This window comes from Fulvivirga kasyanovii, assembly GCF_009711405.1.
GTDB classification, from domain to species: domain Bacteria; phylum Bacteroidota; class Bacteroidia; order Cytophagales; family Cyclobacteriaceae; genus Fulvivirga; species Fulvivirga kasyanovii.
Genome location: NZ_SMLW01000182.1, coordinates 1 through 1,646 on the forward strand (window position 1 = coordinate 1; position 1,646 = coordinate 1,646).

Below are 1,646 nucleotides of genomic sequence, written 5' to 3' on the forward strand. Positions count from 1 at the left end.
CTATATACTTCCATGTCTATCTCATCACCCCGCCCTACCGGCAAACTGATGGCTGGCCCCGCGATCTGGCTGTTGTTCAGCATCACTACTTCATCGTCACCGGCCACATGGATGTCACTAGCGGTGGCATCGGCACTATTAAACGTTTCTCTCGTTTCCTTGAGGTTGCTGAACAAGAAAAGTAGCACCAAGAATAACCTTGATGCTATCTGTTTTTTTATCCTTGTAAAAACTGTAACGCTTATTCAGGACTAGTCATCAAGTACCAGAAGAGTTCATCCTTTAAACTTGTGTTAGCGGCATCTCAATCATTTTTTAAACCTACAGGATTCCGCTTTTCATTAATCTCATATATCTTAATCACAGCTTTCATATATGCCAGTATTTTATCATTTGACAATTCTCTAGCTGCAAGAAAATCGGCAACTGATTTTAGAGCAACTCCCAAGTTATCAGTGTCTAAAATGTCATACTCTAAGTTATTCTTTATCAACACATATTGCTTGGTATGACTTGTAAAAACCCTTACTCTATAGATACCACTTCGCTTATAGCCCAAGACAGTTTCGTCCAACAATTCCTCCATATGCATCCGCTTATCGTAATCTTCTAATTCACCACCTTTTTCCAAATCACCTTGACTAATTAAAAAGTCAACCACACCTTTCTTTATTATATTGACATCTGACTGAGAATTAACCATTTGAGCAACACTCACCGATACATTTAAGCTTAGAAAGCAAATTATTATAAGTATGTAAAACCACTTTGAATCCTTACTTTTTCTCATCATTTTGATCTTTAGTCTCTCTTATTATCTCTGCACTAATGTCATGTGCTGGTTCTTCCGGCTCTTTGACATTAACATTTTCCTGAGTTGTATGCTCAATTTCGTGACCAAAAACTGCACCAATAACTTCTTCAAGAGACAACCCTTTTAAATCTTCCCCACTGAATGTCCCTCCATCTTCCATAATCTTAAGAATACTTCCTAGGTTAATTTTGATTTCTGAGTTATCAACTCCTATTTCTGATTTACCTGTTTTAAAATTTATTTCTTTATAAGTGGTAACATCCGTTACTCCCAATTGCAAAATACCTTTCTTTTCACTCTCTTTATCCTTGTAAGTAGGCCCCTTTGACTCGTTTAATATTGTAGTTATAGGGGCTTCTGAGTTCACTAGCTTACTAAATTGTCTCTTTCCTGAATTAGTGCCCTGAAGAGAATTTCCTAAACGTTTATGATTATCAGTGGCGTATTGCGTGTAACTTCCTTTACCTCCATTAGCTTTAGGATCATAAACCTTTTGGCCTTTAGCGTTTACCCACTCTAGTCCTTCCAACTCTCGCCCATCAATTACTCGATTCTCAGCAAAAGCATACGGACTATTATAAACATAATCATCTGCCAAAGGATCTACATTGAAAAACCTTCCAATATCAGGTTGGTGATTTCTCCACTTAAAAGAGTCCCAGTTAAGCCCAAGATCACTGATGTGTTCCTGCCCCTGAAATTTAAACCTATTCTCCTTAGCAGTAACCCTCCTAAAACCTCCTGCCACCTGAAGACCAAAAGGGTAATAATCACTGGTTTCCAACACATTACTTTCAGTAACCACCACCTTCATATCATCAAAGAACACGCG

3 protein-coding genes are annotated in these 1,646 nt (G+C 38.0%); all 3 read right to left on the bottom strand.

The genetic code is table 11. The features are described from left to right. On the bottom strand, positions 1–188 hold a 188-nt coding region (locus E1163_RS00645; protein ID WP_155168594.1), incomplete at its 3' end, for a hypothetical protein. A gap of 116 nt (positions 189–304) precedes the next feature. Continuing rightward, the gene (locus tag E1163_RS00650; protein ID WP_155168595.1) at positions 305–793 is read right to left on the bottom strand and encodes a hypothetical protein; all 489 of its coding nucleotides are present in this window, start codon (positions 791–793) and stop codon (positions 305–307) included. Further along, the coding region (locus tag E1163_RS00655) for an RHS repeat domain-containing protein (RefSeq protein WP_221417884.1) at positions 777–1,646 on the bottom strand (870 nt) is incomplete at its 5' end. The genes E1163_RS00650 and E1163_RS00655, both read right to left, overlap by 17 nt.

Bases quoted from the DNA above. Each gene is read 5' to 3' on its own strand.
- E1163_RS00650 (WP_155168595.1), bottom strand. From the start codon at position 793: ATGATGAGAAAAAGTAAGGATTCAAAGTGGTTTTACATACTTATAATA.